General features: G+C 66.5%; 26 protein-coding genes. 3 read left to right on the top strand and 23 right to left on the bottom strand.

Annotation, left to right across the window (positions count from 1 at the left end; genetic code table 11):
* Positions 1 to 3: 3 nt before the first annotated feature.
* The 5 genes from ntrX to dusB all read right to left on the bottom strand — a co-directional run bounded on the left by ntrX (position 4) and on the right by dusB (position 7,494).
* Positions 4 to 1,365: a nitrogen assimilation response regulator NtrX gene (ntrX, locus tag EJC49_RS12635; RefSeq protein WP_126700295.1), complete on the bottom strand. Its 1,362-nt coding sequence runs from the start codon at positions 1,363 to 1,365 to the stop codon at positions 4 to 6.
* Positions 1,355 to 3,640 carry a sensor histidine kinase NtrY-like gene (locus EJC49_RS12630; protein ID WP_126700294.1) on the bottom strand — a complete coding sequence of 762 codons (2,286 nt, stop codon included), beginning with the start codon at positions 3,638 to 3,640 and terminating at the stop codon, positions 1,355 to 1,357. Before EJC49_RS12630 ends, ntrX begins: the two co-directional genes overlap by 11 nt.
* Before the next feature lie 232 nt (positions 3,641 to 3,872).
* Positions 3,873 to 5,330 carry a nitrogen regulation protein NR(I) gene (gene ntrC, locus EJC49_RS12625; protein ID WP_126700293.1) on the bottom strand — a complete coding sequence of 486 codons (1,458 nt, stop codon included), beginning with the start codon at positions 5,328 to 5,330 and terminating at the stop codon, positions 3,873 to 3,875.
* Entirely contained in the window at positions 5,327 to 6,469 is a 1,143-nt protein-coding gene (locus EJC49_RS12620; RefSeq protein WP_126700292.1) for a two-component system sensor histidine kinase NtrB, read from the bottom strand. The genes ntrC and EJC49_RS12620 overlap by 4 nt, the downstream gene beginning before the upstream one ends.
* Positions 6,466 to 7,494 (bottom strand): tRNA dihydrouridine synthase DusB, encoded by a 1,029-nt coding sequence (gene dusB / locus EJC49_RS12615; RefSeq protein WP_126700291.1) that lies wholly within the window; start codon positions 7,492 to 7,494, stop codon positions 6,466 to 6,468. Before dusB ends, EJC49_RS12620 begins: the two co-directional genes overlap by 4 nt.
* 159 nt (positions 7,495 to 7,653) lie before the next feature.
* Between dusB and EJC49_RS12610 the strand changes: the two genes are divergently transcribed.
* The gene (locus EJC49_RS12610) at positions 7,654 to 8,859 is read left to right on the top strand and encodes a bifunctional 2-C-methyl-D-erythritol 4-phosphate cytidylyltransferase/2-C-methyl-D-erythritol 2,4-cyclodiphosphate synthase (protein WP_126700290.1); all 1,206 of its coding nucleotides are present in this window, start codon (positions 7,654 to 7,656) and stop codon (positions 8,857 to 8,859) included.
* Positions 8,856 to 9,347, top strand: a complete 492-nt coding sequence (locus tag EJC49_RS12605) for a CinA family protein (RefSeq protein WP_126700289.1) — start codon at positions 8,856 to 8,858, stop codon at positions 9,345 to 9,347. The genes EJC49_RS12610 and EJC49_RS12605 overlap by 4 nt, the downstream gene beginning before the upstream one ends.
* Here the strand turns inward: EJC49_RS12605 and EJC49_RS12600 are convergent.
* From EJC49_RS12600 to EJC49_RS12520, 18 genes are all read right to left on the bottom strand, one after another.
* Positions 9,319 to 9,807: a type II toxin-antitoxin system RatA family toxin gene (locus EJC49_RS12600; protein WP_126700288.1), complete on the bottom strand. Its 489-nt coding sequence runs from the start codon at positions 9,805 to 9,807 to the stop codon at positions 9,319 to 9,321. The genes EJC49_RS12605 and EJC49_RS12600 overlap by 29 nt on opposite strands.
* 9 nt (positions 9,808 to 9,816) lie before the next feature.
* Positions 9,817 to 10,779, bottom strand: a complete 963-nt coding sequence (gene lipA / locus EJC49_RS12595) for a lipoyl synthase (protein WP_126700287.1) — start codon at positions 10,777 to 10,779, stop codon at positions 9,817 to 9,819.
* A 230-nt stretch (positions 10,780 to 11,009) separates the two neighbouring features.
* The gene (locus tag EJC49_RS12590; protein ID WP_126700286.1) at positions 11,010 to 11,264 is read right to left on the bottom strand and encodes a GlsB/YeaQ/YmgE family stress response membrane protein; all 255 of its coding nucleotides are present in this window, start codon (positions 11,262 to 11,264) and stop codon (positions 11,010 to 11,012) included.
* A gap of 141 nt (positions 11,265 to 11,405) precedes the next feature.
* Positions 11,406 to 11,654, bottom strand: a complete 249-nt coding sequence (locus EJC49_RS12585; protein ID WP_425358814.1) for a GlsB/YeaQ/YmgE family stress response membrane protein — start codon at positions 11,652 to 11,654, stop codon at positions 11,406 to 11,408.
* Between the two features lie 257 nt (positions 11,655 to 11,911).
* Entirely contained in the window at positions 11,912 to 12,070 is a 159-nt protein-coding gene (locus EJC49_RS25660) for a hypothetical protein (protein WP_170314702.1), read from the bottom strand.
* A 72-nt stretch (positions 12,071 to 12,142) separates the two neighbouring features.
* Entirely contained in the window at positions 12,143 to 12,532 is a 390-nt protein-coding gene (locus EJC49_RS12580; protein WP_126700284.1) for a type II toxin-antitoxin system VapC family toxin, read from the bottom strand.
* Positions 12,516 to 12,767 (bottom strand): type II toxin-antitoxin system Phd/YefM family antitoxin, encoded by a 252-nt coding sequence (locus EJC49_RS12575; protein ID WP_126700283.1) that lies wholly within the window; start codon positions 12,765 to 12,767, stop codon positions 12,516 to 12,518. The genes EJC49_RS12580 and EJC49_RS12575 overlap by 17 nt, the downstream gene beginning before the upstream one ends.
* A gap of 158 nt (positions 12,768 to 12,925) precedes the next feature.
* Complete coding sequence (gene lpdA / locus EJC49_RS12570) at positions 12,926 to 14,386, bottom strand: dihydrolipoyl dehydrogenase (protein WP_126700282.1); 1,461 nt, start codon at positions 14,384 to 14,386, stop codon at positions 12,926 to 12,928.
* Positions 14,387 to 14,471: 85 nt separating this feature from the next.
* Positions 14,472 to 14,741, bottom strand: coding sequence for an HP1242/YdcH family protein (locus EJC49_RS12565; RefSeq protein ID WP_126700281.1), 270 nt, complete (start codon positions 14,739 to 14,741; stop codon positions 14,472 to 14,474).
* A gap of 93 nt (positions 14,742 to 14,834) precedes the next feature.
* Positions 14,835 to 15,473, bottom strand: a complete 639-nt coding sequence (locus EJC49_RS12560; RefSeq protein WP_126700280.1) for an SGNH/GDSL hydrolase family protein — start codon at positions 15,471 to 15,473, stop codon at positions 14,835 to 14,837.
* A 43-nt stretch (positions 15,474 to 15,516) separates the two neighbouring features.
* The gene (locus EJC49_RS12555) at positions 15,517 to 16,878 is read right to left on the bottom strand and encodes a pyruvate dehydrogenase complex dihydrolipoamide acetyltransferase (RefSeq protein ID WP_126700279.1); all 1,362 of its coding nucleotides are present in this window, start codon (positions 16,876 to 16,878) and stop codon (positions 15,517 to 15,519) included.
* Complete coding sequence (locus tag EJC49_RS12550) at positions 16,879 to 17,502, bottom strand: Uma2 family endonuclease (protein WP_126700278.1); 624 nt, start codon at positions 17,500 to 17,502, stop codon at positions 16,879 to 16,881.
* 24 nt (positions 17,503 to 17,526) lie between these two features.
* Positions 17,527 to 18,966 (bottom strand): pyruvate dehydrogenase complex E1 component subunit beta, encoded by a 1,440-nt coding sequence (locus EJC49_RS12545; protein WP_126700277.1) that lies wholly within the window; start codon positions 18,964 to 18,966, stop codon positions 17,527 to 17,529.
* A 30-nt stretch (positions 18,967 to 18,996) separates the two neighbouring features.
* On the bottom strand, positions 18,997 to 19,272 hold the full coding sequence (locus EJC49_RS12540) for a hypothetical protein (RefSeq protein ID WP_126700276.1): 276 nt from the start codon (positions 19,270 to 19,272) through the stop codon (positions 18,997 to 18,999).
* A 12-nt stretch (positions 19,273 to 19,284) separates the two neighbouring features.
* Entirely contained in the window at positions 19,285 to 20,328 is a 1,044-nt protein-coding gene (gene pdhA / locus EJC49_RS12535) for a pyruvate dehydrogenase (acetyl-transferring) E1 component subunit alpha (RefSeq protein ID WP_126700275.1), read from the bottom strand.
* A gap of 179 nt (positions 20,329 to 20,507) precedes the next feature.
* On the bottom strand, positions 20,508 to 20,834 hold the full coding sequence (locus EJC49_RS12530; RefSeq protein ID WP_126700274.1) for an FtsB family cell division protein: 327 nt from the start codon (positions 20,832 to 20,834) through the stop codon (positions 20,508 to 20,510).
* Between the two features lie 135 nt (positions 20,835 to 20,969).
* Entirely contained in the window at positions 20,970 to 22,244 is a 1,275-nt protein-coding gene (gene eno / locus EJC49_RS12525; protein ID WP_126700273.1) for a phosphopyruvate hydratase, read from the bottom strand.
* Positions 22,245 to 22,341: 97 nt separating this feature from the next.
* Positions 22,342 to 23,325: an isopenicillin N synthase family dioxygenase gene (locus EJC49_RS12520; RefSeq protein ID WP_126700272.1), complete on the bottom strand. Its 984-nt coding sequence runs from the start codon at positions 23,323 to 23,325 to the stop codon at positions 22,342 to 22,344.
* Positions 23,326 to 23,906: 581 nt separating this feature from the next.
* Between EJC49_RS12520 and EJC49_RS12515 the strand changes: the two genes are divergently transcribed.
* Positions 23,907 to 25,313: DEAD/DEAH box helicase (locus tag EJC49_RS12515; protein WP_148106295.1), on the top strand; the 1,407-nt coding region annotated here is incomplete at its 3' end.

Raw genomic sequence — 25,313 nt, 5'->3', positions numbered from 1 at the left:
ATCCTAAACGCCGAGCGACTTCAGCTTCCTGTGCAGGGCGGACCGTTCCATACCAATGAACTCGGCCGTGCGCGAGATGTTGCCGCCGAAGCGATTGATCTGGGCGATGAGATATTCCTTCTCGAACAGTTCGCGCGCCTCGCGCAGCGGCAGCGCCATGATGTGCTGGTCGGACTGGCTCGGCGTGCGCGGCATGACGTCGCCGATCTCGGCCGGCAGCAGATCGGCGGTGATCGGCGCGTCCACGTTCTCGCCGCGCGACAGGATCATCAGCCGCTCGACGTTGTTGCGCAGCTGGCGCACGTTGCCTGGCCAATTGTGGGCCTGGAGCACGGCCAGCACGTCGTCGCCGATGCGCCGGTTCTTGATGCCGGACTGGCGCACGATCTGCTTCATGAAGTGATCGACCAGGTAGGGAATGTCCTCGCGCCGTTCCGACAGCGGCGGCACCAGCACGGGCACCACGGCGAGGCGATGGTAGAGGTCCTCGCGGAACCGACCCTCGGCGATCATCGCCTCGAGGTTCTGCGCCGTGGACGAGATGATGCGCACGTCCACCTTGACGCGCTTGGCTCCGCCCACCCGCTCGAACTGCTGGTCGACGAGCACGCGCATGATCTTGTTTTGCGTCTCGCGCGGCATGTCGGCCACCTCGTCGAGATAGAGCGTGCCGCGATGCGCCTCCTCCAGCGCGCCCACCTTGCGCTCCGAGCCGTTGGGCTCGGTGCCGAACATCTCGATCTCCATGCGGTCGGGGGTGATGGATGCCGCGTTGACGGACACGAACGGACCGTCCTTGCGCGACGAGATCGCATGCATGGCGCGCGCCGCCGACTCCTTGCCGGAGCCCGACGGTCCGATGATCATCACCCGGCTGTTGGTCGGGGCGATGCGCTCGATGGTCTGGCGCAGGTGGTTCATCGCCGCGGAATTGCCGATCAGGTCGAAGGTGTCGGCGGTGCGCTTCTTCAGCTCCGTCACCTCGCGCCTCAGCTTGGAGGTCTCCAGCGCCCGGTCGCAGATCAGAAGCAGGCGGTCGGCCTTGAACGGCTTTTCGATGAAGTCGTAGGCGCCGCGCCGAAGCGCCGACACCGCCGTCTCGATCGTGCCATGGCCCGAGATCATCACCACCGGCACGTTCGGGTGGATCGTCTTGATCTCGTCCAGCAGCGCCAGCCCGTCCATCCGCGACCCTTGCAGCCAGATGTCGAGCAGGATCAGCCGGGGCACGCGGTCGGCGATGGCAGCCAGCGCACTGTCGCTGTCGAAGGCCGTCCGGGTTTCGTGGCCCTCGTCGCTCAGGATGCCGGCGACGAGTTCGCGGATGTCTTCCTCATCATCGACGACGAGAATGTCAGACGCCATTGTTCACCTGCTTGTCTTGATTGTCTTGATCTCCGGAAGCGACCGCCGCCTCGTCGGCCGACGTCGAGGGCAGCACCACGCGGATGAGCGCGCCGCGCCCCCCGTAGAAATCCGCCGGCGCGTCGTGCAGCTCGATGCGACCGCCATGCTCCTCGACGATCTTCTTGACGATCGCCAGGCCTAGGCCGGTGCCCTTGGCGCGGGTGGTCATGTAGGGCTCGAGCAGGCGCTGGCGATTCTCCGCCGGCAGCCCCTTGCCATTGTCCTTGATGTCGACCGAAATCCAGCCATCGTCGCAATGCGCGTCGATCTGGATCACGCCGTGGACGTCGTCGGTGCGTTCGGCCGATTCGATCGCCTCGGCGGCGTTCTTGATCAGGTTGCCGAAGGCCTGGCTCATCAGCCGGCTGTCGAAGCGGCCGGTGAGCGGCGTCGCGCCGAAATCGCGCCGAAACTCGATGTCGGCCTTCGAGACCTCCACCAGGAACGACGCCTCGCGCAGCGCCTCGCGCAGGTCCATCACCTCCAGCGCCGGCTTCGGCATGCGGGCGAAGGCGGAGAACTCGTCGACCATGCGGCCGATGTCCCCGACCTGGCGAATGATCGTGTCCGTGCACTGGTCGAAGACCTCGCGGTCCTCGGTGATGACCTTGCCGTAACGGCGACGGATGCGCTCGGCCGAAAGCTGGATCGGCGTCAGCGGGTTCTTGATCTCGTGGGCGATGCGTCGGGCGACGTCGGCCCAGGCGGACGAGCGCTGCGCCTGCACGAGGTCGGTGATGTCGTCGATCGTCACCACGAAGGAGGGTAGCTCCGATTCGCCCTTGCCCTCCTCGATCGTCACCTGCACGTTGAAGGTCCGCTCCACGCCGCGCCGCGTGAACACCACCTGCTCGCGATAGACGGGCTTTCCCGACGAACGGGCGAGTTCGAACACGCGCCCGAAATGCGGCAGCACCGACGACAGCTTCTGGCCTTCCGACTGGCCCGCGTCGATCGACAGCATGGTCTCGGCCGAGCGGTTGACGATGGTGATCAGGCCGTCGGCGTCGACGCCGACGATCCCGGCGCTGACGCTGGCCAGCACCGCCTCAGAAAAGCGGCGGCGCTCGTCGATCTGGTCCTTGGCAGCCAGGATCTCGTTGCGCTGCGATTTCAGCTGCAACAGCATCTTGTTGAACGTGTCGGACAGCGAGGCCACATCGCCGTCGGAGTTGCGCACCGGCACCGCCACGTCGAGATTGCCGGTCGCCACCTCGTCGGCCGCGCCGATCAGGCGGCGGATCGGCCGCACCAGCCGGTCGGCGACCGCGATGCCCGTCCAGATCGCCGACAGCACGATGATCAGCGTCAGGCCGAGATAGATCACGGCGAACGCGATCTGTACCGTCGTGCGGCTGCTCTCGAGGTCGGTGTAGTCCTCGGCATTGGCCTGCACGATCTGGCGCGCGCGGATGACCTCGGGGTCGACGAGCCGCAGCGTGTAGAGATAGGCGTCCTCGATGTCGCGCAGCCGGATGATGGCGCCGACGATGTTGCGCGTTCGCGGTTCGATCAGCACCGGTGCGCCGCCGGCCGCGTCGCGCAGCGCCCCGGGCGGCGGCGGCGGCATGGTAAAATCGGCGCGCGTGTCGGCCTGGAGGATGACCGTTCCGTCGATCCGCACCAGCGCCGCATGGGCCAGCGCCCGTCCGACGGCCTGCTGGGTCAACAGCTGGCGAAAGCCGGTCCGGTCGAGGCCGTAAAGGGTCCGGCGCTGGTCGAGATCGATCGCCATCGACAGGCTGGTGCCCTGGAGATTGCGGGCGTTTTCCTGCACATAGGCTTCGGCGATCGACAGCGAGGAGCTGACGATCGTCTTGGTCTTCAGCTCGAACCAGCGGTCGAGGCCGATGTCGAGCGTGATCGAGGCCACCACCGCGATGATGATCGCCGGCACCGCCGCGATGGCCGAGAACAGGCCGACGATGCGCACGTGAAGCCGGGAGGCCGCCTTGCCGCGCCGCCGCGCCTGGAAGATCTGATGGACTTCCCGGCCGATCAGGAAGCAGAGCAGCAGGATCAGCGCGACGTTGATCGCGATCAGTCCCAGCATGACGTTCTGGGTCGGGGCCACCGGCCCCATGCCGACCAGGATGACGAAGGAGACCGCCGCGCAGACCAGCGCCGCGACGACGCTGATGATGCCCGGCAGCGCCGCCAGCCGCCGGCCTTCGTAGGGTGTCACCGGTTCGCTCAGGCCGAGGCCGTCCAGTATTTCGGTGCGTGCTGTCATTGCGCTGCGATTCGCCACCTCGTCAGTTGCACTCTTGCAACGCTTTGTGGCTATTCTGCAACAAGAACGCGACGGCCCATGGTCCGTGCCGTTGCGTCAGCCGGCGCCGGAGATGGTTCGATTCGTCCATCCACCCAAGCGCTCGACGCGACGGGACGCCGATGCATGACGTCGGCCCGCGCCGTCCTTGTCGGGGATCGGCCCCCCCGAACGCTAAGCGGAATGAACCGGGCTAGGAACCGCGCGACGTCCGGTAGACGTTGACGCCGAGTTCGCGGATCTTCTTGCGCAGCGTGTTGCGGTTCAGGCCGAGCAGTTCGGCCGCGCGGATCTGGTTGCCCCGGGTGGCCGTCATCGAGGCCAGCACGAGCGGATACTCCACCTCCGCCAGGATGCGCTGGTAGAGGCCGGACGGCGGCAGATCGTCGCCGAACGAGGTGAAGTAGCGCTGGAGGTAGTGCTCCACGGCCTGCCCGATGGTCAGGTTCTCCGGCACCAGCGAGCTTTCGCCCGAGGTGGGCGAACGCCCTGCGGTCTGCAGCTCGTTCTCGATCACCTCGGCCGAAATCTCGTCCTGCGGATAGAGCGCGGCCAGCCTGCGCACCAGGTTTTCGAGTTCGCGCACGTTGCCCGGCCAGGGATAGCGCTTCATCATGTCCAGGCCGGCGGTCGAGATGCGCTTGACCTGCAATCCCTCGGCCTCGCCCAGCTTGAAGAAATGGCGCACCAGGTCAGGCACGTCCTCGGACCTTTCGCGCAGCGCCGGCAGCCGCAGCGGCACCACGTTCAGCCGGTAGAACAGGTCTTCGCGGAAAAGGCCCTGGTTGATCAGGGTGCGAAGGTCCTTGTTGGTCGCCGCGACGATGCGCACGTCGGTCCTGATCGGCGTGCGTCCGCCGACGGTGGTGTATTCGCCCTGCTGAAGCACGCGCAGCAGCCGCGTCTGCGCCTCCATCGGCATGTCGCCGATCTCGTCGAGGAACAGCGTGCCGCCCTCCGCCTGCTCGAACCGTCCGCTCGACCGGTTCTGCGCGCCGGTGAAGGCGCCCTTCTCGTGACCGAACAGCTCGGACTCGATCAGGTCGCGCGGGATCGCCGCCATGTTGATGGCGACGAAGGGGCCGTTGCGGCGCCGGCCATATTCGTGGAGCGCGCGCGCGACCAGTTCCTTGCCGGTGCCCGACTCGCCCGAGATCATCACCGTCAGGTCGGTCTGCATCATGCGCGCCAGCATGCGGTAGATGTCCTGCATGGCCGCCGAGCGGCCGACCAGCGGCATCGATTCCAGCTGCTCTTCGGTGCGATGCTCGACGGTCGGCTTTTTCGGCTCCGACAGCGCCCGATTGACGATGTTGAGCAGTTCGGTGAGATCGAAAGGCTTCGGCAGATATTCGTAGGCGCCCTTTTCCGACGCGCGGATCGCCGTCATGAAGGTGTTCTGCGCGCTCATCACGATCACGGGCAGCTGCGGCCGCGCCTTCTTGATGCGCGGCAGCATGTCGAAGGCGTTCTCGTCGGGCATCACCACGTCGGTGATCACCAGATCGCCCTCGCCCGCCGCCACCCAGCGCCACAGCGTCGCGGCATTCGACGTCACGCGCACGTCATGGCCGACACGCGACAGCGCCTGGTTGAGCACGGTGCGGATCGCGGCGTCGTCGTCCGCGACCAGGATGCTGCCCCGGTTCATCGCAGAGCTCCTTCCAGCGTGCTGGCAGGCGCGGCGTGGTCTTCCTTCCACGTCGGCATCAGGATGCGAAAGCTGGTCCCGCGCGGCGACGAATCGCACTCGATCACCCCGCCATGCTCGCCGACGATCTTGGCGACCAGCGCAAGGCCGAGCCCGGACCCGTTCGGCTTGGTGGTGATGAACGGATCGAACAGGATCGGCCTGATGTCCTCGGGCACGCCGCCGCCATTGTCGTGAACGATGAATTGCAGCGGCAGGGACACGCGGTCCTGCGTTCCCGGCACGGACAGCCGGATCCCGGGACGGTAGGCGGTCGACAGCGTGATCTCGCCGGAGGGATCGCCCGCGATGGCCTCGGCGGCGTTCTTCACCAGGTTGAGGAAGACCTGAACCAGCTGGTCGCGGTTGCCGAACACCGGCGGCAGCGACGGATCGTAATCCTCGATGATGCGGATACCTTGCGCAAAGCCGTTGCGTGCGATCGCCTTCACGTGGTCGAGCACGACATGAATGTTGACCGGCGTCCGGTCGATCGGCCGCTCGTCGGAGAAAACCTCCATGCGATCGACCAGGGAGACGATGCGGTCGGTCTCGTCGGTGATCAGCCGCGTCAGCGACCGGTCCTCGTCGGAGACGACGCTTTCCAGCAGCTGCGCGGCGCCGCGGATGCCCGACAACGGGTTCTTGATCTCGTGCGCCAGCATCGCCGCCAGTCCGGTCACCGAACGCGCCGCGCCGCGATGCGTCATCTGGCGGTCGATCTTGTCCGCCATCGAGCGTTCCTGGAGCATCACCACCACCGATCCGGGCAGTTCCGGCACCGGCGCGACGTAGATGTCGACCAGCTTGTCGGGCCCCAGGCGCGGCGACGAAATGTCGACGCGATATTCGTTGACCGGCGACTGCCGTTCCCTGACCTGGTCGATCAGGGTCAGAAGCGGGCTGCCGAACGGCACGAAATGGCTGATGGTGTTGCGCGCCAGGATCGAGGCGCTCGACCGGAAGAACACCTCCGCATCGGCATTGGCGAAGGTCAGCCGGCCTTCATGGTCGATCATGATGACGGGATGGCGGATCGTGTTCAGCACGATCTGCGCCGGGTCGAAGACCGGCGGTCGGGGCATTGGACTTGCGCTCATGCGGCGTTCCTCATGGCGTGGGCACCGGTCCCTTCGACCAGCGCCGCGCGCAATTGCTTGATGACTGTCTTGGGATCGGTGGAGGTCATGACGGCGAGGCGGTGCTCGTTCGATACGCTCCGGGCATGGCGCTCCAGGTACCAGCCTAGGTGCTTGCGCGCGTGGCGCAGGCCCGGGCCGACGCCGTAGAGCGAAAGCATGTCCTCGTGGTGGGCAGCGGCATAGTCGGCCAGCGCTTCCGGATCACCGGGCACGCCGATCGCCGGCCGTCCACCGGCTTCGGCGGCAACCACGCCCGCCATCCAGGGTGCGCCGCAATGGGCGCGTCCCATCATGACGGCGTCGGCGCCGGACTGCGCCAGTGCCTCGGCGGCATCGGCGGCATTCAGGATGTCGCCGTTGACGACGACGGGGATCGCCACCGCCTGCTTCACCGCGGCAACCGCGCGCCAGTCGGCGCGGCCCTTGTAGAACTGGCAGCGCGTGCGGCCGTGCACGGTCACCATGGCGACGCCGGCCGCCTCGGCCCGCCTTGCGAGTTCGGGCGCCACCAGCGCGGTGTCGTCCCAGCCGAGCCGCATCTTGACCGTCACCGGCACGCCGACGGCCTCGACCACCGCCTCGATCAGCGATTGCGCCAGGTCGAGGTCGCGCATCAGCGCCGAGCCGCAATAGCCGCCGGTCACCTTCTTGGCCGGGCAACCCATGTTGATGTCGATGATGTCGGCGCCCTCGCCGGCCGCGATCCTCGCGCCCTCGGCCATCCAGCGCGCGTCGCGGCCAGCCAGCTGGACGACGTGGAGCTGGTCTCCCGCCTTTTCGATACGCCGCACGGAATCGAGCCGCCCCCGTGCCAGTTCGCCGCTCGCCACCATCTCGGACACGACCATGCCGGCCCCATGCGCGAACGCGCGGCTGCGAAACGCGCTGTCGGTGATCCCCGAGAGCGGCGCCAGGAAGACCCTGTTGCGGATGGTGGCTTCACCGATCACCAGCGGGTCGGCTAGCCTAGGAACGTCACACATGCACAAAAACCGCGCAGATAACTGCCTTGCTTATTCATTAGACATGTCCGGTTGCGGTTGCAACGCAAAATTCCGGCTCGCGGGTCTGGTATCACAAAAACGCTGGTCAGCGACAAACCACGTCGATAGATCGAATCCCATGCAGGAGAGTGACCGGCGATGTCCACGAGCCAACCCCGCCAGACCGTCGTCGTGATCGTCGCGGCCGGTCGCGGCGAGCGCGCCGGCCAGGCGGACGGACCGAAGCAGTATCGCCGGATCGGCGGCGTCCCGGTCATCCGCCGCACCGTCGACGCCTTCCGCGCGCATCCCGCCATCGACCGTATCGTCGTCGCGATACATCGCGATGACGAAGCGCTTTTTAGCGCCGCCCTGCCCGGCTCCGATCCCCGGCTGCGGGTCGTCTTCGGCGGCGCCACCCGCCAGGCTTCCACCCGGCTGGCGCTGGAGGCGCTGGAGCCGAACCCGCCGCGCGACATCCTGATCCATGACGGCGTGCGCCCTTTCGTGGACACGGCGCTGATCGACCGCGTGGTGTCGGGCCTCGACGCCGACCTGGGCGTGCTCCCGGCGCTGGCGGTCTCCGACACGCTGAAGCGGTCCGGCGCGGCCGGCCACGTCGAGGCGACGGTGCCGCGCGCCGGCCTGTTTGCCGCGCAGACCCCGCAGGGCTTTCGCTTCGCGCCGATCCTCGAGGCGCATCGCAAGGCCGCCACACTGGGCCGCGAGGATTTCACCGACGATTCGGCCATCGCCGAATGGGCCGGCATCGGCGTCCGGCTGGTCGAGGGCTCGCCCGACAACGTCAAGCTCACCTATGCCCGGGAGATCGCCATGGCCGACGAAAAGCTCGCGCGCGCGCCGTCCTTTCCGGATGTGCGCACCGGCAACGGCTACGACGTGCATTCCTTCGAGCCCGGCGACCATGTCACGCTGTGCGGCGTCGCGATCCCGCACGAGATGAAGCTCAACGGCCATTCCGACGCCGATGTCGGCCTGCACGCGCTGACCGACGCGCTTCTGGCCACCTGCGGCGCCGGCGACATCGGCGTCCATTTTCCGCCCTCCGACCCGCAATGGAAGGGCGCAGCCTCGCGCCTCTTCGTCGAGCACGCGGCCGGCATCGTCCGGACGCGCGGCGGCCGCATCGCCCATGCCGACGTGACGCTGATCTGCGAGGCGCCGAAGGTCGGGCCGCACCGGCCGGCGATGGTCGAGGCCATGGCGTCCATGCTCGGTCTTGCGCCCGACCGAGTCTCGATCAAGGCCACCACCAACGAGAAGCTCGGCTTCGTCGGCCGCCGGGAGGGCATCGCCGCCATCGCCACCGCCACCGTCGTCTATCCCGGAGAGGTACCCGCATGAGCCCGCACGCCGATCTCGCCCGCGCCCTGCTCGAAGCCTGCGCCGCCGAAGGCATCACCGTGTCGACGGCCGAATCCTGCACCGGCGGCCTGATTTCGGCCGCGCTGACCGACATTGCCGGCTCGTCGATCGTGGTCGATCGAGGTTTCGTCACCTATTCCAACGAGGCGAAGATGGAGATGCTCGGCGTCGCCGAGGCCACGCTGTCGGCGCACGGCGCCGTTTCGGCCGAAACGGCGCGAGAGATGGCGGCCGGCGCGCTGTCGCGCTCGAAGGCGACGATGGCCGTCGCGGTGACCGGCATTGCCGGGCCGGGCGGCGGGTCGGAGGAAAAGCCCATCGGCCTGGTCTGGTTCGGCCTGGCCGCGCGCGGCGCCGAGGTCGTGGCGGTTCAGCGCCTGTTCGAGCCCAAAAGCCGCGACCATGTCCGCCAGCAGACCGTCCGCACCGCGCTCGAGCTCATGCTCGCGAGGCTGACGCGCCCGTGAAATCATCCGTCGGCTGGCCGTAGACGGCATCGGCGCGCTTCTCGAAGGCGCCGGCAAACAGTCGGAAGGCGCGGTCGAACATCGCCCCCATCAGCGCGCCCAGCACGCGGCTCTTGAACTCGTATTCGATGAAGAAGTGGATGTCCGTGCCACCCTTGCCGTTCGGCTCGAAGCGCCAGCGGTTCTCCAGATAGCGGAACGGACCGTCGAGATACTTCACGTCGATCGCAAGCTCGGCCTCGCGTGCCACCACCTGGCTGGTGAAGGTCTCGCGGATCGCCTTGTAGCCGACCGTCATGTCGGCGACGAGCACTTCCACGCCGTCGCGTTCCTTGCGCGACCGCACCACCAGCGCCTCGCACATCGGCACGAACTGCGGATAGCGTTCGACGTCCATCACCAGCGCATACATGCGTTCCGGCGCATGGCGGACGGGGTGGACGGTTTCGTATTTCGGCATGGGTTTCGATCAGGCAAGGGCTGTGCGCTTGCGCTCGCGCGCCGCCTTCAGGCGTGCGAAATCATCGCCAGCGTGGTGCGACGAGCGCGTCAGAGGCGACGCCGCCACCATCAGGAAGCCCTTGGTGTAGGCCACCGTTTCGTAGGACTTGAACTCGTCGGGCGTCACGAAGGCCTTCACCGGATGGTGCTTCTTCGTCGGCTGCAGATACTGCCCGATGGTCAGGAAATCGACGTCGGCGACGCGCAGATCGTCCATCAGCTGCAGCACCTCGTTGCGCTCCTCGCCCAGCCCCACCATGATGCCAGACTTGGTGAACATGCCCGGATCGAGCTCCTTCACCCGCTGCAGGAGCCGGATCGAATGGAAGTAGCGCGCGCCGGGCCGCACCGTCAGATAGTTCGACGGCACCGTTTCGAGATTGTGGTTGAAGACGTCGGGCCGGGCCGCGACCACGATCTCCAGTGCCCCGTCCTTCCTCAGGAAGTCGGGCGTCAGGATCTCGATCGTCGTCGCCGGAGACAGGGCGCGGATGGCATGGATGACGTCGGCGAAGTGCTGCGCCCCGCCATCGTCGAGATCGTCGCGGTCGACCGAGGTGATGACGACGTGGTTGAGGCCCATCTTGGCGACCGCCCTGGCCACGCTGTCGGGCTCCGCACGGTCGAGCGCTTCGGGCCGGCCTGTCGACACGTTGCAGAAGGCGCAGGCGCGGGTGCAGATGTCGCCCATGATCATGAAGGTAGCGTGCTTCTTGTCCCAGCATTCGCCGATGTTGGGACAGCCGGCTTCTTCGCACACCGTCACCAGATTGTGCGAACGAACGATCTCGCGGGTCTCCGAATAACCCTTCGACACGGGCGCGCGAACCCGGATCCAGTCGGGCTTGCGCAACACGTCCTGATCGGGCCTGTGGGCCTTTTCGGGATGGCGTGCGCGGGGACGCGCGACTGTGTCGATGACGGTGACCATGACTGCTCCGGCGGATCGGGCATGCCTCCCGGAAGAGACCCGGCATCGGCCGGGGACATGCCACAAACGAACACGTGACGCGTGCGGCGCGAATCTTGACGATCGCCGCATGCGTCCGAGCCACCGATATAACGCGTCATGATGCCGGTTGGTAGACCGCCATCACATGGCGGCCTTGCCGTTTTGCTCACATGCCCGTCGAACGCATGGTCGGCGGGCGCTTGGGTGGGCTATCGCCTGACGGCTCGCCCGATGGCGATCAGGATGCAGGCGCCGATGAAGCCCACGATCAGGTAGACCAGCCAGCCCGTGCCGGTGTAGATGCCGAGCGCGCTCAGGAGGAAGTTGAGCAAGGCCGCCCCGACGATGCCGAGGATGATGTTCATCAGGAGCCCCATGTTGCTCTTCATGAACTGCTCGGCCAGCCAGCCGGCAACGCCGCCGACGATGATCGCGCCCAGAATTCCCACGCCGTTCAAGTCCATTCCATCACTCCATTGTGAACCGTTCCGCAGCAACAATGGACAACCGGGCATTCGGTTCCGGAAAACCGCCGCGAACACGACGTTTTTTCGCCATCGACGCGGCAGGCGGGATGGATGGCTTGCAGCGGCTGTATGACAGGCTCAGCGGCGGACCAGCTTGACCACGAACAGCAGGATGCAGGCGCCGATGAAGCCGACGATCAGGTAGCCCAGCCAGTCGCCCTCGACGAAGACGCCGAACCGCGACAGGACCGCGTTGCCGACGACGGCGCCGATGATGCCGACGATGATGTTCATGAACACGCCGAAGCGCATGTCCATCACCTTGCCGGCCAGCCAGCCGGCAAACCCGCCGACCACGATCGCCACGAACCAACCCACTTCCATGATTCGAAATCCCCTCGAAAGTTGCAGGGCGCCATCCTGCGACGGGCGGCCATCGGGGACAAGGGCGGGAGAAGGAATCGGGAGATGGCGAGCCGCCGAAGCTGCCGATCTCCCCACCCCGAGGGGGGTGAGGTGCGGGTCCGCGCAGCGGACGGAAAGCCAACGATTTGGCTATACGAGCGCCAAACGCCCGGAGCGCAAGCGAAGGGCCGTGCGGGGGCCAGAAGGGCGCGCCGAAGGGTGAATGCGCCGCAGGGTGCCTATTCCTTCTTGTCTCGCGCCTCTATCGCGGCAAGTGCGTTCACCGGGAGCATGGCGTAGACTTCGTCAACGTGCTTGGGCTCGGAGACCATCTTCTCCGCGATCAGGTTCAGGAGACGAAACAGGCTCGCCGCAGTTTCCTGTATCGAAGGCGACACATACTTCGTCGTTCGTCTAGGCTCACATCCCGTCCTCATACACGGAAAACAAGCATGAATTCGCGAAACTCGCTACGCCCACACCCTCTCTGCCCCCAACACCTCCATCGCCCGGTCGTCCGTCACCAACCCGAACCCTTCCGTGATCGCCTGCGCGGCTAGCACGCGGTCGAACGGATCCTTGTGAACGAGCCTGAACTCGCCGGCCATCACGGCATGGGCATTGTTGACCGGCAGTTCGACGAAGTCGAAGTCCGCGCACAGCGTGACGAAAGCGCGCGAAATCCAATTCGCTCCCGGAAGCTTGCCGAGGCTCACCTTGGTTGCGATCTCGAAGCCGCTGATCGAACTGACGAAAACGGTGTTCGCTCCATCGATCATCATCAGCGCCGTTGCGCGCGGCAGGCGCCTGTCCCTCAGCAGCAGCCAGAGCAGCGTGTGCGTATCAAGCAGGAGGTTCATCCGAACGGTCCCACGCACTCAGTTCCTCGTCCGGTAGCGGATCGAAGAACGACTCCGGCAGCCTGTAACGCCCCTCCCAGGCGCCCCAGCCGCGAGGCTTCGGTTCCGGTGCGACCGGAACCAGCCGGACCGCTGGCTTGTTGCGCCGCGCGATCACGATTTCCTCGCCCGCCTCGGCGCGCGCGACGAGATCGGACAATTGCGTCTTGGCGTCGTGCATGTTGATCGTGGCCATGGCGATAACATAGCTAGAAACTTGACTAGAAACAACGACCCGAGGTGGTTCCGAGGCCGCGCAGCGAAACCCGGAACCACACTGCTGTCAATCGCGGTTCCGCGCCGACACGCCGTCCCCCTGCCCGTAAACGTGCCGCCGCCCTGTCCCGCCCCCGCTCAGGCGTTCAACGCCCGACCATAGGCGTCGAGCACGCTTTCCTTCATCGCCTCCGACAGGGTCGGATGCGGGAACACCGAATGCATCAGTTCTTCCTCGGTCGTCTCGAGGTTCATGGCCACCACGAAGCCCTGGATCAGCTCGGTCACTTCCGCGCCGACCATGTGGGCGCCGAGGAGCTGGCCGGTCTTCTTGTCGAACACCGTCTTCACCAGTCCCTGGTCCTCCCCCAGCGCCACGGCCTTGCCGTTGGCGACGAAGGGGAAGCGGCCGACGCGCACCTCGTGGCCGGCTTCCTTGGCCTTCGCCTCGGTCAAGCCCACCGACGCCACCTGCGGGTTGCAATAGGTGCAGCCGGGGATAGTGAGCTTGTCGAGCGGGTGCGGGTGGAGGCCCGCGATCTTCTCGATGCAGATGACGCCCTCATGCTCTGCCTTGTGGGCGAGCATCGGCGGCCCGGCGACGTCGCCGATGGCATAAAGGCCCGGCACGCTCGTGCGGCACCATTCGTCGATGACGATCGTGCCGCGCTCGGTCTTCACGCCCAGGTCTTCCAGGCCGAAGCCCTCGACATTGCCGACCACGCCGACGGCCGAGATCATCCGGTCGGCGGTGATCTTCTCCACCGTCCCGCCCTTCATCTCGACATGGGCGGTGACGCTGTCCGCCCCCTTCTCGACCTTCACCACCTTGGCCTCGAGATGGATCTTCATGCCCTGCTTCTCGAAGCGCTTGCGGGCGAACTCGGAAACCTCGGCATCTTCCACCGGCATCACCTGCTTCATCACCTCGACCACCGTCACGTCGACGCCCATGGCCCGGTAGAAGGACGCGAACTCGATGCCGATGGCGCCCGAGCCCATGACGAGCAGCGACTTCGGCATTTTTTCGGGCACCATCGCCTCGAAATAGGTCCAGATCAGCCTGCCGTCGGGCTCGATCCCCGGCAGCGCGCGCGGCCGGGCGCCGGTGGCGATGATGACGTGCCTGGCCTGGTAGCTGCCCTCGCCTTTGGTGTTCTTCGGCGCGGGGTGCTGCGGCAGCATCGGCTTCTTCGCCGGCTTCGACACGACGATCTCGGCCGGCTTGTTGCCCTTGGCCGCCCTGGTGATCTTCGCCTCGCCCCAGATGACGTCGACCTTGTTCTTCTTCATCAGGAAGGCGACGCCGTTGTTCATGCGGCCGGCGACGCCGCGCGAGCGCTCGACGATCGCCTTCAGGTCGGGCGAGATGCGGCCTTCGAGCGTCAGCCCGTAATCCTTGGCGTGTTCGGCCAGGTGCAGCACCTCGGCCGATCGCAGCAGCGCCTTGGTCGGGATACAGCCCCAGTTGGAACAGATGCCGCCGAGGTGCTCGCGCTCGACGACGGCGGTCTTCAGCCCGAGCTGGGCCGACCGCACCGCGGTGACGTAGCCGCCGGGGCCGCCGCCGATGATAATGACGTCATAGGTTTCGGACATGTGCGCTTCCACTCCTGAACGGGTCGGCGGCAGGACCATTCGGATGGCCTGCCGCCGGTCTCGGGAGGAGCGGAGGCCCTTGCCCTCACCCCTCCGTCACGGGCGCCGGCGCCGGCTCGTGCCGCACCAGCATGGTGTAGATCTCGTCCTTCAGCCGCATGCGCTGCTTGCGCAGTTCGGCCACGTGCATGTCGTCCATCGGCTCGACGTCGGTCTCGGCCCGATGGATCGTCCGGTTCACCTCATGATACGCGTTGGCCAGCCGATGAAAATGGCCGTCCGTCGATCGCATGTGGTGCATCAGCGCGACGTGCTCCGGAAATTCCTCGGCCAGTTCGTGCGGTGTGTGCGACATCTCTTGGTCTCCCGTTTCGATGTCGTCAGGCTATTCCTGGCCGCCCGGAACTCCTTGATTTCGATCAACGGTCCTCTTGTTCGCGCCGAAGGCCTACAGTCCGAGCATCATGCGCACGATCGGCTCCATCGCCTTGCCGAGCGCGCGGGTGCCGGCCGCGTCGAGATGCACGCCATCGATCGGCGTCGTCTCCACGACCGAGCCGGCGTCGAAGAAACCGCAGCCGGTGTCGTCGGCAAGTTCGGAATAGAAGCTCGCCAGCATCTCGGACTCCGGCACGCCGCCCTCGAACATGGCCGCGAAATCCGGATCGGCGGTCTCGCTCAGTGGCGGCGGCGCCACGATCAGGATCTCCGGCGGCTCGGCGCCGAGCGGATAGGTGGTGCCGCGCACGATGTCGATCAGCCGTCGCATGCCCTGCTTGGCGCCGATGGCGCGGCCGCAGATGAACGGTTTCATGTCGTTGGTGCCGAGCATCAGGATGACGAGGTCGAGCGGCGCGTGGCTGACCAGCGCCACCGGCAGCGCCCGCGCCCCGTTGCGGTCGGCCCCGCCCAGATGGTCGTCGAAGGCGGTCGTGCGGCCGTTCAGCCCTTCGGCGATCACCACCGCCTGGTGCCCGAGGGCTGCCTGCAGCACGCTCGGCCAGCGGTCGGCGTAGTCATGGCGCGACGGCCCTTCGGCCGAATAGCCCCAGGTGAGCGAGTCGCCATAGCAGAGGACGTTTCTCATGAGATGCTCCACTGCCCCCTCCCCGAAAGGGAGAGGGTTTCGCCTACACCAGCATCCCCATCGGCTTCTCGATGTGCCGCTGGAACGCCGCCGCGAGTTCGGCGCCCAGCGCGCCGTCGATGACCCGATGGTCGAAGGCGAAGGTGGCGGTCATGACGGTGGCGATGGCGATCTCGCCCTTCTTCACCACCGGCTTCTCGACGCCCGCGCCGATCGACACGATCGAGGCGTGCGGCGGGTTGATGATCGAGGTGAAGTTCGAGACGCCGAACATGCCGAGGTTCGACACCGCCGTCGTGCCGCCCTGGTATTCCACGGGCTTCAGCTTCTTGTCGCGGGCGCGTTTCGCCAGATCCTTCATCTCGTTGGAGATGACCGACAGCGTCTTTTGCTCCGCCTTGCGGATGATCGGCGTGATCAGGCCGTCGGGAATCGCCACCGCCACGCCGATATCGGAATGCTTGTGCCTGACCCGCGCGGTCGAGGTCCACGAGGCGTTGGCCATCGGCACGTCGCGTAGCGCCAGCGCCATCGCTTTGATGACGAAGTCGTTGACCGAGAGCTTGTAGGCCGGCGCCTCGCCCTTTTCGCCCTTCATCATCGGCGCGGCGGCGTTGATCTCGGCGCGCAGCTTCAGGAGCGCGTCGATCTCGCAGTCCATCGAGACGAAATAGGCCGGCACGGTCTGATGCGATTCGGTCAGCCGCGCGGCGATCGTCTTGCGCATGCCGTCATGCGGCAGGAGATCGTAGGAGCCCTCCTCGAACAGCTTCAGCACGGTGTCGTCGGACATCGGCTTGGCTGCGGGCGCGGCAGCGGCGGGCGCGGGCGCGCCGCCCTCCGCCTTTCCGACCGGCGCCGCCTTGGCCCCGCCCCCTGCGACCGCCTTCTCCACGTCGGCCTTCACCACGCGGCCATGCGGACCCGAGCCGTCGATGGCGGAGAGGTCGATCCCGGCCTCGCCCGCGATGCGCCGCGCCAGCGGCGAGGCGAAGGTTCGAGACTGGCTGATCTCCCCCCTTGTGGGGGAGATGCCCGGCAGGGCAGAGGGGGGCGTGACGGACCGAGAGGTGGGCGGGGTAGCGCCCTTCTCCGCCGGCTTCGCCTCGGCCTTGGCGGGCGCGGCGTCGCCGCCGCCCTTGGCCGCAGCGCCGGCATCCTCGCCCACGCCCGCCAGGATCGCGATCACCGCGTTGACCTTGACGCCTTCGGTGCCGGCCGGGACGACGAGCTTGGCCACCGTGCCCTCGTCGACGGCTTCCACTTCCATTGTCGCCTTGTCGGTCTCGATCTCGGCGATCACGTCGCCCGGCGCGACATGGTCGCCCTCCTTGACCAGCCATTTGGCGAGGTTGCCCTCCTCCATCGTGGGCGAGAGGGCCGGCATGGTGATGTTGATGGGCATCTATCTGTCTCCGGCGTAATAGGGCGTGGGGTCTTCGTTCAGGCCGAGCGGCGGGTCGAGCGGCCACAGGTCGGCGAGCGGGAAGGTAATGGCGTCGAAGGGCGGCGCGCGGACATCGTCGGCGGAGTTCCAGTCGCCGACCTTTGTCCAGCGGCCGCCATTGTTCTCGAACGCTTCCAGTATCTGGAGCCGGGGATCGATCAGCCAGAGATGCGGAATGCCGGCCTTGGCGTAGATGCGCATCTTGACCGTGCGATCACGCCGTTCGGTCGATCCGGAAAGAACCTCGCAGACCCAGTCCGGTGCGATCGTGAAATAGTTCTTCTCCGGGTAGGACATCAGCCTCTCGCGGCGCCACCCGACCAAGTCAGGCACGAGGATGTCGTCCTCGAACTTCACTTCCGGCTCGATGAAAAACACCCAGCCACCAGGTCCGCCCGCGCCTTTCTGGAATGGTCCCGTCAGGACGCCACCAAGGCTGAACGCGCTCGCTCCATGCCGCGGCGAAGGCCGCGGATGCGTCCGCAGCACGCCGTCGATGATCTCCGCCACCAGATGCTCCGGCACGGCTTCGAGATCGGCGTAGGTCGCCGGCCTCTTCTCGTCCGTTGCGGATGCGCTCACTTCGCGGTCCCTCCCGACCTTCGATCAGCGACGGTAGCACACCGCCTTCACCGCCTCGACCACTTCGCCGACATTCGGCAGCGCGAGCTTTTCGAGATTGGCGGCATAGGGCATCGGCACGTCCTTGCCGCAGATCGTGATCACCGGCGCGTCGAGATGGTCGAAGGCGCGCTGCATCACCTGGCTGGCGATGTGATCGCCGACGGACGACTGCGGAAAGCCTTCCTCCACGGTGACGAGGCGGTTGGTCTTCCTGACGCTCTCGATCACCGTGTCGAGGTCCATCGGCCGGATGGTCCGCAAGTCGACGATCTCGACGTCGATGCCCTCCTCGGCCAGCTTGTCGGCGGCCTTCACGGCATAGGTCATGCCGATGCCGAAGGACACGATGGTCGCGTCCTTGCCGGTGCGGTGGATGCGCGCCTTGCCGATCGGCAGCACGAAATCGTCCAGCTTCGGCACGTCGAAGGTCTGGCCGTAGAGGATTTCGTTCTCGAGGAAGATCACCGGGTTGGGATCGCGGATCGCCGCCTTCAGCAGGCCCTTGGCATCGGCCGCCGTATAGGGCTGCACCACCTTGAGGCCGGGGATATGGCCGTACCAGGCGGCATAGTCCTGGCTGTGCTGGGCGCCGACGCGCGCGGCCGCGCCGTTGGGACCGCGAAAGACGATCGGCGCGCCCATCTGGCCGCCCGACATGTAGAGCGTCTTGGCCGCCGAATTGACGATCTGGTCGATCGCCTGCATGGCGAAATTGAAGGTCATGAACTCGACGATCGGCTTCAGCCCGGACATCGCGGCGCCGACGCCCACGCCGGCAAAGCCGTGCTCGGTGATCGGGGTGTCGACCACGCGCTTGGGACCGAATTCCTGCAGCAGCCCCTGCGTGATCTTGTAGGCGCCCTGGTACTCGGCCACCTCCTCGCCCATGATGAACACGTCGGCGTCGCGGCGCATCTCCTCGGCCATGGCGTCGCGCAGCGCCTCGCGAACCGTGGTCGGCACCATCTCCGTGCCCGCCGGAATGTCGGGATCGGCGGCAACCGTGGCCTTCGGCTCGGCCGGAACGGTCTGCGCCTGCTTGCCGGACGTTTCCTCGGCCGCCGGTCGCGCCTTGCCGCCGGCATCGTCGGCAGCCGCCTTCGGCGTATCGGCGTCGGGCTTCGAGGAGGCCTGCGGCGTGGCGGAGGCGGCAGGCTTCGGGCTGTCGTCCGCGCTCTCGCCCTCGGCCACGAGCACCGCGATCGGCGTGTTGACCTTGACGTTCTCGGTGCCCTCGGCGACCAGGATCTTGCCCAGCGTGCCCTCGTCGACGGCTTCCACTTCCATGGTCGCCTTGTCGGTCTCGATCTCGGCGATCACGTCGCCAGGGGCGACGCTATCGCCCTCCTTCTTCAGCCATTTCGACAGAGTGCCCTCTTCCATCGTGGGCGAGAGGGCCGGCATCAGGATGTCGACGGGCATGGTATCCTCACCTATCTTATTCGTCCGCTCTCAGCGGATATGGAACTTGCCTGCGAACTGGTAGGCCAGAAGGCCGACCAACGTACCAATGGGAATGACGCGAACCGCGACGAGCCAGAGCGACGTCGCCCGCGTGACCGATCCGGCGAGCGCGATGCGCTGCCGCGCCGAACGTTCGTCGAGTTGCCGGGAGATATGGCGAACCGTCCCGAACGTCCCGGCAAGCACGAACCAGAAGAACCATCCGACCAGCGCCACCACGCCGGTTGCCAGCAGAAGGACGGTCGGATCCGGAATCGGGCGCATCGGACGCAGTCGTCAGCGCAGGATGTCGGTGTAGAGCTCCGAAACATCCGGCTCAGGATCGGTCTGCGCGAAATCGGCCGAATCGGCCACGATGTCGCGAACCTCCTTGTCGATCGCCTTCAGCTCTTCCTCGCTCGCCCAGCCCTTCTCCACGAGCCGGGCCTTCACCTGCTCGATCGGATCGTGCTCGGAGCGCATCTTCTGGACCTCGTCCTTCGAGCGGTACTTCGCCGGATCGGACATCGAATGGCCGCGATAGCGATAGGTCTGCATCTCCAGGATGATCGGTCCCTTGCCCGACCGGCACCAGTCCAGCGCCAGGTCGCCGGCAGCCTTGACCGCACGCACGTCCATGCCGTCGACCTGGATGCCCGGGATCTTGAAGGAGATGCCGCGATGCGAGAAATCGGTCTCGGCGGAGGAGCGCGTCACCGACGTGCCCATGGCGTAGCGGTTGTTCTCGATGACGTAGATCACCGGCAGCTTCCACAGCGAGGCCATGTTGAAGCTCTCGTAGACCTGGCCCTGGTTGGCGGCGCCGTCGCCGAAGAAGGTCAGCGAGACGAAGTCATTCTCGCGGTAGCGGTTGGCGAAGGCCAGCCCGGTGCCGAGCGACACCTGGGCGCCGACGATGCCATGACCGCCATAGAAGTTCTTTTCCTTGGAGAACATGTGCATGGAGCCGCCCTTGCCGCGGGAGTAGCCGCCCCGGCGCCCGGTCAGCTCGGCCATCACGCCGCGCGGCGTCATCTCCATGGCCAGCATGTGGCCGTGGTCTCGATAGGCGGTGATCATCTGGTCGCCGTCCTTCATCGACATGCGAAGGCCGGTCACGACCGCCTCCTGGCCGATGTAGAGATGGCAGAAGCCGCCGATGAAGCCCATGCCGTAGAGCTGGCCGGCCTTCTCCTCGAAACGGCGGATGAGGAGCATGCTGCGATAGGCGGACAGTTCCTGCTCCTTGTCGAACTCGACGGGCTTGGGGGTTTTCACCGCCGCCGTGCCGTCGGCGTCGGCCTTCGTCCTGGGGGACGTCTTTTTCGCCACCGCCTTCATTCGCTTCTCCCTGATCCTGTCTTCTTCGCGGACACGGGAGGTCGAGCTTGTCTCTCACCTCCCTGGATGAAGGAAAGCTAGCATGCAGGATCGAATTCGGCCACGCGGAAAACTGCATGGCTGTCATGCGGCTAAATAGCGGAAATCGTTCGAACTATCGATAATGAACCGACTTCCGGTTAATTCGAATTGCTGAAAGACCGCATGATGGTGATCTCGTCCGGCGCCGAGAGGTTGAGTGCGCGGCGGGCCTGCTCGTCGAGCATGTCCTTCTCCAGGGTGCCGTTGCGCAGCAACTCCACCCGCGCCTCGAGCTCCTCGCGGAGCGCGCGCTTGCGGTCGAGTTCGGCCAGCAGAACCACCTTGCGTTCGGCAAGCTGGTACTTGGAGTAGATGCCGTATTCGCCATTGAAGGCATGGAAGCCGAAATAGCTCAGGAACAGCGTCGCGAAGGCTGGCACGATGTACCGGCCGGTGTTCCGCTTCTTGTGCTGGCGCGTCCACATGGGGAGGTTCTTCCTTTGCCTCCCTTCTAGCGCGACGTGCTTAACGCCCGGTTACGGCGCGGTCGACCGGCCCCGCGGAAAACGCGAAAGGGCCGCCACCGGCGACCCTTCGAAGCCTCCATGCCGGAAAGCGGATCAGCTCTTGAAGATCGCCCGGCCGGCATAGCGCGCCTGCTTGCCGAGTTCTTCCTCGATGCGGAGGAGCTGGTTGTACTTGGCCAGCCGGTCGGAGCGCGCGAGCGACCCGGTCTTGATCTGCCCGCAATTGGTCGCGACCGCGAGGTCGGCGATGATCGAGTCTTCGGTCTCGCCCGACCGATGCGACATGACGACGGTATAGGCCGCCTTGTGCGCGGTCTCCACCGCGTCCAGCGTCTCCGTGAGCGTGCCGATCTGGTTGACCTTGACGAGGATCGAATTGGCGACCCCCATGCGGATGCCGTCGCGCAGCCGCGCCGAGCTGGTCACGAACAGGTCGTCGCCGACCAGCTGGCAGGACTTGCCGACGAGGTCGGTCAGGTACTTCCAGCCTTCCCAGTCGTCTTCCGACATGCCGTCCTCGATCGAGATGATCGGGTAGTCGCCGGCCAGCTTGGCGAGATACTTCGCCTGCGCCTTCGGATCGCGGGTCTTCCTCTCGCCCTCGTAGACATAGGCGCCGTCCTTGAAGAACTCGGTCGCGGCGCAATCGAGGCCGATCGCCACTTCTTCGCCCGGCTTGTAGCCGGCTTTTTCGATCGACCCCATGATGAAGTCGAGCGCGGCGGTCGCGCTCTTCAGGTTCGGCGCAAAGCCGCCCTCGTCGCCCACATTGGTGTTGTGGCCGGCATCCTTCAGGCCCTTCTTCAGTGTGTGGAAGATTTCCGATCCCCAGCGCACGGCTTCGCGCAGCGAGGGCGCGCCCACGGGAATGATCATGAACTCCTGGAAGTCGATCGGATTGTCGGCATGGGCGCCGCCATTGATGATGTTCATCATCGGCACCGGCAGCACGTGGGACGCCGCACCGCCGACATAGCGGTAGAGCGGCAGGCCGGCGGCTTCGGCAGCGGCCTTGGCCACCGCCAGCGACACGCCCAGGATGGCGTTGGCGCCGAGCCGGCTCTTGTTGGCGGTGCCGTCGAGCTCGATCATCGTCTGGTCGATGTGGATCTGGTTCTCGGCCTCCATGCCGCCGATCGCCTCGAAGATTTCGCCGTTGACGGCCTCGACGGCGCGCTCGACGCCCTTGCCGAGGTAGCGCGGGCCACCGTCTCGCAGCTCCACGGCCTCGTGCGCGCCGGTCGACGCGCCGGACGGCACGGCGGCGCGGCCCATCGAGCCGTCCTCCAGCACCACGTCGACCTCGACGGTCGGATTGCCGCGGCTGTCAAGGATTTCACGGCCGATGATGTCGACGATGGCTGTCATGGGAGGCTCCCTCGAAAGATGTCCGGAAAGGTCGGGCTTCTCTTAGCGGAAGGCGCGGAAAAGGCAATGCGAGCCGGGCGGCTCGGCGCAACTCTCCCTATGCCGCCTTCACCGTCGACTGGAACTTGCCCATGAGATACGGACCGGAGCGCACCGGCTCGTATGTCGGCGTCTCGCCCGGCGAAAGACAGGATGGCAGGCAGGCGATTTCCTGGTGCCAGTTCGGCTGGTGGAAGAAGGCGAAGGACTGGCGACGGGTGGAGCCGTCGGCGCGCGGCGCGGGATTGACCACGCGATGCAGCGTCGACACCCAGCGGTCGTTGGTCCACAGCGCCATCAGGTCGCCGATGTTGATGACGAAGGCGCCCGCCACCGGCGGCACGGCCCGCCAGTTGCCTTCCGGGGTGAAGATCTCCAGGCCGCCGGAGCCCGCCTCGGGCAGGAGGATGGTCAGGCTGCCGTAGTCTGTGTGGGCGCCGGCACGCAACTGTCCGGGCTTCGGCGGCACCGGCTGCTGCGGATAGTTGAGCGCGCGCAGGGCGCTGATCGGCTTGTCGATCGTCGGCGCGAAGAAATCCTCGTCGAGCTTCAGCGCCACCGCGAAGACGCGCATTATGCGCGCCGCGAGGTCTTCCATCGCCCGATAATAGGCCTCCCAGGCCGGACGAAAGCCGTCCGGGGCGGTCGGCCAGATGGTCGGGGCATAGCAGAAGTCGAGTGCCTGCCGGTCGTCCAGCCCCGCGGGCACCGCGAGAGGCCCGCCATTGAAGCTCTCCTTCAGGTCCGGCGGGGTGTCCTGCCCCTTCGACTTCGCCAGCGCCTCCGATTCGGGCCCGAGATACCCGTAGGGATAGCCGGCGAAAGGCGCCCTCGCCTTCTGCTTCTCGTCGGCGGGCAGATCGAAGAACGCGCGCGCCTTGAACCAGGCGCCGTCGATGACCTCTTGCGGCACGCCGTGGCCGCGGATGGCGAGAAACCCCGTCTGGCGGCAGATGTCGTCGACCTCGGCGCCGAGCAGCACGCGTTCGTCGTGGCCTGCCTTTTCAAAGCGGGAGAGATCGAAAATCGGAAAGTCGGACATGTCTGGAACCTCTGGCAACTACGCCCCTATCCTAACCGCAACCGGGCCGGATTCACGCTTTGGAACGGCCTGGACCAGAAATTTATCGTCGCGGGGGCGCCAGGCCGGCCCGGCCGCGCTATTCTTTTCCTTGCGCGGGGCGAAACGGAAGGGAGTTTCGCCATGACCAACCTGGCCGGTATCGTGAGTATCCTCTTCATCGCCGCGGCGCTGTGGACCTCGTTCAGCGGCGTCACCCCGGAACGATCCGTCCTGATCGTGACCTCGAGCGAATGACACCGGCCGGCGGCGTGCGTGGCTGCGCCGCCGGTTGCCCTCCGTCGGAGGCGCTTCACGCCAGCGCGGCGAAATCCCTTGCATTCCCCGTCGATCTCGCCCATATGCCGCGACAGGCGCTTGGGCCGGCATTGCCGGTTCGTCGGAAATCGACCTGGTTGCGTCTGGCCTTCCCCTCGATCGGATCACGTCTCCTCGGAGATCGACCGGTCTGGTGGTGAAGGCAACTCCGTCGGCATGAGGCCGATGGTAACGACAGCGCAGCCGGCCACGGCCCGTTTCGGGCGCGCCGCCTCGTCGTTCACATGAGAAGAGTGCCACGGCAGGTTGCGCCCGCCGGGCCGCAGTGCGGGCGTTGCCCGCCGAAAGAGACGATTTTGACCATTCACACCACCCCCGAAGCCGACAATGGCTTCGAAGCTCTCGGCATCACCGGCGCGCTCCTCAAGGCGACGCTGGCTGCCGGCCTGACCACCCCGAAGCCCATCCAGACGCAGGCGATCCCGCACTATCTGGCCGGGCGCGACGTGCTCGGCATCGCCCAGACCGGCTCCGGCAAGACGGCGGCGTTCGCGCTGCCGATCCTCACCCGCATCATGGCGCTCGGCGCCAAGCGCCGCCCCAAGTGCCCGCACGCGCTGATCCTGGCGCCGACGCGCGAACTCGCCGTGCAGATCGACGAGGCCATCCGCCTCCTGTCGAAGGGCATGCACATCACCACCTGCCAGGTGCTCGGCGGCGTCTCGCGCAACAATCAGGTCCGTCGCCTGCGGGACGGCGTCGACATCCTGATCGCCACGCCGGGCCGCCTCGTCGACCTCGTCCGCGAGGGCGACGTCAAGCTCGACCAGACGCGCTGGCTCGTCCTCGACGAGGCCGACCGCATGCTCGACATGGGCTTCATCAACGACGTCAAGAAGCTCGCCCGCGCGACGCATCCCGACCGCCAGACGACGCTGTTCTCGGCCACCATGCCCGACGAGATCGAAAAGCTCGCCATGGGCCTGATGAAGGATCCGATTCGCGTGTCAGTCGCTCCGCAGGGAACGACGGTGATGGAAATCACCCAGGGCCTCGTCAAGGCGCGCACCAAGCAGAAGCGCAACGTTCTGGCCGACATCCTGCGCGCCGAAGGCGACGGTCCGGTGATCATCTTCGCCCGCACCAAGCACGGCGCCGACAAGGTGACGCGCCAGCTCGAGCAGGACGGCTTCTCGGCCGACGTCATCCACGGCAACAAGTCGCAGAACGCCCGCCAGCGCGCGCTGAACGGCTTCCGCGACGGCTCGGTCAAGATCCTGGTCGCCACCGACATCGCCGCGCGCGGCATCGACGTGCCCGGCATCTCGCTCGTCGTCAACTACGACCTGCCCGACGAGCCGGAGACCTACGTCCATCGCATCGGCCGCACCGGTCGCAACGGCGCCGACGGCAAGTCGGTCACGCTGTGCGATCCGGAGGAAATGTCGAAGCTGCGCGCCGTCGAGAAGGTGATCCGCAAGGCCATCCCGATCGTGGCCGACCACACCGGTTCGCCCGATCCGTTCCAGAAGCCGTTGCCGGCGGGCTCGCGTCCGGAGCGCCCCGAGCGCTCGTCGCGTCCCCAGGGCAGGCCGCAGGGCAAGCCCCAGGGTCGTCCCGCACGCTCGGGCCAGCAGCAGCGCGCCGCCGGCAAGCCTGCCGCGCCCCATCAGGATGGCGGTCGCGGGGAC

Origin of the sequence: Aquibium carbonis (genome assembly GCF_003970795.1) — a bacterium.
Lineage (GTDB): Bacteria > Pseudomonadota > Alphaproteobacteria > Rhizobiales > Rhizobiaceae > Aquibium > Aquibium carbonis.
This window is presented reverse-complemented; position numbering and strand designations above follow the sequence as displayed.

Excerpts from the sequence above, each read along its gene's own strand:
- EJC49_RS12630 (WP_126700294.1), bottom strand. The coding sequence starts at position 3,640 with ATGACAGCACGCACCGAAATACTGGACGGCCTCGGCCTGAGCGAACCG.
- EJC49_RS12580 (WP_126700284.1), bottom strand. The coding sequence starts at position 12,532 with ATGAACCTCCTGCTTGATACGCACACGCTGCTCTGGCTGCTGCTGAGG.
- EJC49_RS12565 (WP_126700281.1), bottom strand. The coding sequence starts at position 14,741 with ATGTCGCACACACCGCACGAACTGGCCGAGGAATTTCCGGAGCACGTC.
- EJC49_RS12530 (WP_126700274.1), bottom strand. The coding sequence starts at position 20,834 with ATGTGGACGCGCCAGCACAAGAAGCGGAACACCGGCCGGTACATCGTG.
- EJC49_RS12555 (WP_126700279.1), bottom strand. The coding sequence starts at position 16,878 with ATGCCCATCAACATCACCATGCCGGCCCTCTCGCCCACGATGGAGGAG.
- EJC49_RS12540 (WP_126700276.1), bottom strand. The coding sequence starts at position 19,272 with ATGCGCCCGATTCCGGATCCGACCGTCCTTCTGCTGGCAACCGGCGTG.
- eno (WP_126700273.1), bottom strand. The coding sequence starts at position 22,244 with ATGACAGCCATCGTCGACATCATCGGCCGTGAAATCCTTGACAGCCGC.
- lipA (WP_126700287.1), bottom strand. The coding sequence starts at position 10,779 with ATGGTCACCGTCATCGACACAGTCGCGCGTCCCCGCGCACGCCATCCC.
- ntrX (WP_126700295.1), bottom strand. The coding sequence starts at position 1,365 with ATGGCGTCTGACATTCTCGTCGTCGATGATGAGGAAGACATCCGCGAA.
- lpdA (WP_126700282.1), bottom strand. The coding sequence starts at position 14,386 with ATGTCCGAAACCTATGACGTCATTATCATCGGCGGCGGCCCCGGCGGC.
- EJC49_RS12610 (WP_126700290.1), top strand. The coding sequence starts at position 7,654 with ATGTCCACGAGCCAACCCCGCCAGACCGTCGTCGTGATCGTCGCGGCC.
- EJC49_RS12520 (WP_126700272.1), bottom strand. The coding sequence starts at position 23,325 with ATGTCCGACTTTCCGATTTTCGATCTCTCCCGCTTTGAAAAGGCAGGC.
- EJC49_RS12560 (WP_126700280.1), bottom strand. The coding sequence starts at position 15,473 with ATGAGAAACGTCCTCTGCTATGGCGACTCGCTCACCTGGGGCTATTCG.
- ntrC (WP_126700293.1), bottom strand. The coding sequence starts at position 5,330 with ATGAACCGGGGCAGCATCCTGGTCGCGGACGACGACGCCGCGATCCGC.
- EJC49_RS12590 (WP_126700286.1), bottom strand. The coding sequence starts at position 11,264 with ATGGACTTGAACGGCGTGGGAATTCTGGGCGCGATCATCGTCGGCGGC.
- EJC49_RS12605 (WP_126700289.1), top strand. The coding sequence starts at position 8,856 with ATGAGCCCGCACGCCGATCTCGCCCGCGCCCTGCTCGAAGCCTGCGCC.
- EJC49_RS12575 (WP_126700283.1), bottom strand. The coding sequence starts at position 12,767 with ATGGCCACGATCAACATGCACGACGCCAAGACGCAATTGTCCGATCTC.
- dusB (WP_126700291.1), bottom strand. The coding sequence starts at position 7,494 with ATGTGTGACGTTCCTAGGCTAGCCGACCCGCTGGTGATCGGTGAAGCC.
- EJC49_RS12545 (WP_126700277.1), bottom strand. The coding sequence starts at position 18,966 with ATGCCCGTCGACATCCTGATGCCGGCCCTCTCGCCCACGATGGAAGAG.
- pdhA (WP_126700275.1), bottom strand. The coding sequence starts at position 20,328 with ATGAAGGCGGTGGCGAAAAAGACGTCCCCCAGGACGAAGGCCGACGCC.
- EJC49_RS12620 (WP_126700292.1), bottom strand. The coding sequence starts at position 6,469 with ATGAGCGCAAGTCCAATGCCCCGACCGCCGGTCTTCGACCCGGCGCAG.
- EJC49_RS12600 (WP_126700288.1), bottom strand. The coding sequence starts at position 9,807 with ATGCCGAAATACGAAACCGTCCACCCCGTCCGCCATGCGCCGGAACGC.